The 5025-nt window shown below is 66.9% G+C and carries 4 protein-coding genes; 1 reads left to right on the top strand and 3 read right to left on the bottom strand.

Going from position 1 to position 5025, the window contains the following annotated elements; genetic code table 11:
• Positions 1 to 156 precede the first annotated feature (156 nt).
• The 3 genes from VFH59_RS05670 to VFH59_RS05660 form a co-directional block, all read right to left on the bottom strand.
• On the bottom strand, positions 157 to 1401 hold the full coding sequence (locus tag VFH59_RS05670) for a TolC family protein (protein WP_325163915.1): 1245 nt from the start codon (positions 1399 to 1401) through the stop codon (positions 157 to 159).
• Positions 1402 to 1500: 99 nt separating this feature from the next.
• Positions 1501 to 1923: a hypothetical protein gene (locus tag VFH59_RS05665; RefSeq protein ID WP_325163914.1), complete on the bottom strand. Its 423-nt coding sequence runs from the start codon at positions 1921 to 1923 to the stop codon at positions 1501 to 1503.
• Positions 1924 to 2002: 79 nt separating this feature from the next.
• Positions 2003 to 2386, bottom strand: coding sequence for a DUF305 domain-containing protein (locus VFH59_RS05660; protein WP_325163913.1), 384 nt, complete (start codon positions 2384 to 2386; stop codon positions 2003 to 2005).
• A gap of 178 nt (positions 2387 to 2564) precedes the next feature.
• Between VFH59_RS05660 and VFH59_RS05655 the strand changes: the two genes are divergently transcribed.
• On the top strand, positions 2565 to 5025 hold a 2461-nt coding region (locus tag VFH59_RS05655; protein ID WP_325163912.1), incomplete at its 3' end, for an NAD-dependent epimerase/dehydratase family protein.

The raw sequence follows: 5025 nt of genomic DNA, 5'->3' as shown, positions 1-5025 counted from the left end.
TGTCGTACCAGTAGAGGACCTTGCGGCCGCCGGCGTCGGTCTTGCCCGTGTTCGTCGAAGTGGTGGACGCGGGCGCCTGGTGGCGGCCCACGACATAGCCGCCGATGAGCAACACCAGCCCCAGCACCGCGATCAATAGTGGAATCAGAAAGCGCTTCATGGCGCGTCCTCCGTGCCGGGCAAGAGGTAGGCGAGCGCCGCCCACAGCCGCGCATGGGCGGCCAGCGCGTCGGCGTAGGCCAGGCGGCGTTCGAGCTCGTCGCGTCGCGCATCCAGCCACGGTTGCAACGCGCCGCCGCCGCGGTAACCGGCCAGCGCGGTCTTGGCGCGATCACGGTCCAGCGGCAGCAAGGTGTCGCGGTAGCGCTGAAGCTGGTCGCCCCAGCCTTGCCAGGCCGCTACGGCGCGCGTCACGGCCTCGCGTTGGGCGCGGCGGGCATCCTCGTGCTCAGCCTGCACCGCGTCCCATTGCGCCTGCTTCGCGCTGATGCCACGGTCTTGTCGGTTGCGGGTGAACAAGGGCAGGCTCACCCCGACCTGCAGCATCACCATGTCCGACAGGCCGGGCGCGCGTTGGCCATAGCTGGCGCTCACGCTCCAGTCCGGGTGCTTGGTGGCACGGGCCTGCTTCAATGCCGCCTGCGCGACCTGCTCGCGCGCCTGCCATGCCTGCATGGGGGCCTGGCGGTCGAGACCTTGCTCCAGTTGCGCCGGCGCCACCGGCAAGTGGTCGAAATCCGGCGACGCAGCGAGCGCGGACACCGGTGCGCCTAGCCAGCGTTGCAGGCCGGCCTGTGCAGCGGCGAGTTCCGCCTCGAGGCCCGCCAGGCGGTTGTCCAGCGAGGCGGCTTCCGCCCGTGCGGCCAGTGCATCGGCCGCGCTGCCCTCGCCGCCACGCAGGCGCGCCTGGGTCAGCTTGACGGCCAGATCGCTCTCTTCGCGAAGGGCGGCAAGGAGGCCTTGCTTCTGCTGGGCTGCCCAGAGCTCGATCCAAGCGTCGGCAATCTGCTCGCGCACGTCCTGCGCGGTGGCGGTGCGCTCAGCCGCAGCAGCGTCGATCTGCGCGTTGGCCAGCTCCCGATCGGCCTCGCGTGCGGCATGCGACGGAATCGCCTGCATTACGCCCGCCGTGCGCATGGTCATCGTGTCCGAGCGGAAGCTGAAGGCGCCGGGCCCGGTGATGGGATAGTTGGACACGCCGAAGGTGAGCGAGGGATCGGGCAGGCGGCCGGCACGCATGGCATCCTCGCGGGCAGCGTTTATCTGGGCGTCGCGGGCGGAGAGCAATGGGGCCTGAGCAACGCCCAGACGAATCGCCTGGGCGAGCGAGACGGGCTCGTCGCCGGCGTAGGAAGGAAAAGCCACCACCCACACGAGGGCGATGGCCAGACCCGATGCCATGCGGCGTCGGGCAAAAGGCAGGCACACCATGGAAAGACACTCCCAATGATCGAGGAACCTCGCGCGCGACGGCACGAGGTGCGCATGGCGAGCGCCGGTCTAGATCAGGAGCGAGCAGTACAGCAGCGTGGCAGGTGGGGGTGGCGCGCGCAGACGTTCGAGCCGCTGCGGCGCGCGGCCTGACGTGGCGGTCGCCAGCGTGGGCGCAGGCCAGTAAAGGGGCAACGCGGCCAGGGCGCTGGGCGGCACCGATCCGGTGCGTGCATCCGGCTGCGCCGCACGGTCAGGATGGCAGTGCGCCTGGCACACTGTCCGGTCAGGCACGCTGTGGTGCATGGTCGGGCAGGTCCTCTCCATCGCCACGGAACCGGATGGGGCCATCCCCATCGCAGGAGCGATCGCCGACGGCGGCAGGGTGCACGCATAGGCGGCCATGGCCAGCTGTTGCCACACGAGCAGCACCGCCACCAGCCAGGCAAGGCGGCGACGGGTCGTGGGTCGGAGCAGGCGTCGATGGGCCATGATGGGATCTTAGAACAGAGCAAAGCCGGCTGCTTGATCCGAGCCAATCGCTGGAAGCCTCGTTACTACGTGTAGGGCTTCATTTGCGGATGTCCTCTTGTTGAGCAGCCTTCATCTGGGATGCCAGTGCCCTCAAGCCGTCATTCTTGCTGTATTTCAGCAATGCGTCCGACATCTTGAAGGCGGTCTGGTGGTGCCTGGTCATCATCGTGGCGAAGTCCTTATCGACATCGCCGGTCATCGGCATGGGCCTGGCCTTGCTCTCTTCCATGATCCGATGCAGCTCCATGGAGCCGGGACTGTGCATGTCGGCCATCCGATCGCCCGGTTGAGCAGTGGCAGGCGGGCGTGCTTGCGCAGGCTCCGAGGCCCTGTTGCCGTGCGCCCAGACCGAAGCGGTGAGTGACATCGCTACGCCAAGTGCCATGGAAGCAGCGGCGGTCATCAAGGTCGTACTTTTCATGAGCTTCTCCAGGACGCGAGTGCCGTAGGGAAAAGGTGTCCCCGCGGCCGTTTCAACGCCGTGAACCGAAGGTGGACCCACGTCTATGGTTCGCAGCCGTGTTCACGGCCTGCTCACTGGCATCCGACGACGCATGCGCGAGGGTGCGCAGAGGAGTCCTCGCGTACGGAGCCACCTGATGGTCGAGTCCCGCAAACCCGTGGTGCTGATCACGGGATCCTCCGGTTTTATCGGAGGCGCCTTGGTAAGGCGTCTTGCCCCGAACTACACCCTGGTGGGGCTGGACCGCCCCGGATTCACCGACGACGACGCACCTATCGAACGGATCGCCTGTGACCTGGGTGATACCACGTCAGTCCAGCAGGCCTTGGCCGAGGTAGCCGAGCGCTTCGGCCACCAGCTGGCTTCGGTGCTGCACTTGGCGGGTTATTACGACCTGACAGGCGATCCCAGTCCGCTGTATGAGCGCATTACGGTCGAAGGAACCGGACGGCTCATCGACGCGCTGGACGCGTTCGAGGTGGAGCAACTGGTCTATGCGAGCACCATGCTTGTCTACGCGCCCAAGCAAGGCCCGAACGAGCCCATCGGCGAAGACTCGCCGCTCGGCGCCACATGGCCCTACCCGCAGTCCAAGCTCGCGGCCGAGGAGGTGCTTTGCGCACGCCACGGGGCCGTGCCGCTCGTACTAATGCGCATCGCGGGCGTCTATGACGACGTAGGGCATTCGCCGTTTCCGGTCCAGCAGATCGCGCGCATCTATGAAGGTGGGGTGCTGTCCCACCTCTTCCCGGGGATGCTTTGCGCGGGCCAGGCGTTCGTGCACGTGGAGGACCTGGCCGACGCCTTCGCACGCACCATCGCCCGCCGCACGCAGCTGCCGCAGGAGTGGACGGTGCTGATCGGCGAAGCGGAAGCCCTGGGCTACGCCGAAATCCAGAACATCATCGGCGACGCCTTGCGCGGCCACACCTGGAAAACGGTCCGCGTGCCGGAGGCCGCCGCCGAGATTGGTGCCTGGCTGCAGACGAATGTGCTGGGCGAGGGCGCTTTCATCCAGCCGTGGATGGTCGAACAGGCGAACGACCATTACCTGCTCGATACGCGCCGGGCAAGGGATGTCCTGGGCTGGCAACCCGCGCATACCTTGCGCGGGACCTTGCCCAAGATGGTTCAGGCGCTCAAGGCCGATCCCACCGGTTGGTACGAGGCCAACAAGCTCGATCCCTCGCGGGTGGCCTGGCGCAGTCCCGGGCGTAACGAGCGCAGGCAGGGCCACGGCTCCCACCATGAATCGGTGCAGGCCCAGGGGATGGCGCATGCCAACCACCACGACATGCACCCGGACGGACCACCCACCCGCTGGCCCCATCTGGCCAATATCGGGCTGGGTTTCTGGCTGATGACCACCGCGTGGGTGACCGGCTTCACCGGCCCTGCCACCATCACGCGCCGGGTCTACGAGGTGACGTTGGAGCGTCAACTGTCGCCGGTGGAATGGCGTGCAGCAGCACTGGCCTGGAGCGATGCGATCAGTGGGCTGCTGTTGGTGATCGCTGGCGGCCTGTCGCTCTCGCGACGCACCGCCTGGTTCGGCCAGTGGGCCGCCGCGTTCGTCGGCGTCTGGCTGCTGTTCGCGCCGCTGGCGCTGTGGAGCCCGAGCGCCGCGCAATTTCAGAATGACCTGCTGGTGGGCGCGCTGGCGATCGCCTTCTCCGTCCTGGTCGTGATGATGCCGGGGATGAGCATGGAAGGCATGATGGACTCCAAGGTCATCCCGCCCGGCTGGACCTATTGTCCCTCCACCGGGGCACAGCGGTTGCCGATCGCGGCGTTGGGACTGATTGGCTTGTTGATCTCGCGCATGCTGGCTGCCTACCAGCTTGGGCACATCGATACGGTGTGGGAGCCCTTTTTCGCCGGCAACCCGCTCGATCCGCGCAACGGTACGGAAGAGATCATCACCTCCAGCGTCTCCAAGGCGTGGCCGGTTCCGGATGCGGGCCTGGGTGCGGTCAGCTACATGCTTGAGATTCTGATGGCGGTCATGGGCACACGGGCGCGTTGGCGCACGATGCCGTGGATGGTCACCTTCTTCGGCATCCTGGTCATCCCGCTGGGCGTAGTCAGTATCTACTTCGTCATCATCCAGCCGATCGTCATCGGCACCTGGAGCACGCCGGCGCTGGTCGCGGCACTGGCGATGGTGATCATGATTCCCTTCGCGCTGGACGAAGTCATCGCGATGGGCCAGTACCTGTTGTGGGCCTACCGGCAGGGCAAACCGCTGGTCGCCACGTTCTTCCGTGGCGGCGCGGTGGCGGCTGGCGAAGAGACCTCAACCGACCACCTGATCGACCCAGCGGCGTTCTGGCAGGACGCGCGGCGCGGCATTACGCTGCCATGGACGCTGGGCGTGAGCATGGCGATCGGCGCGTTTCTCATGCTCACCCGCCTGACGCTGGGTTCCTCTGGCGCCATGGCCAACAGCGATCACTTGATCGGTGCGCTGACGATCACCGTGGCGATCATCGCCACGGCCGAGGTGGCGCGCGCGCTACGCCTGGTGAATGTGCTTTTCGGTGGCTGGTTGCTGGTGGCGCCGTGGGTGCTCGGTGGCCACTCGATGGTCGCGACCG

The organism is Frateuria sp., assembly GCF_035695185.1.
In the GTDB taxonomy this organism is placed as follows: Bacteria; Pseudomonadota; Gammaproteobacteria; order Xanthomonadales; family Rhodanobacteraceae; genus Frateuria_A.
This window is presented reverse-complemented; position numbering and strand designations above follow the sequence as displayed.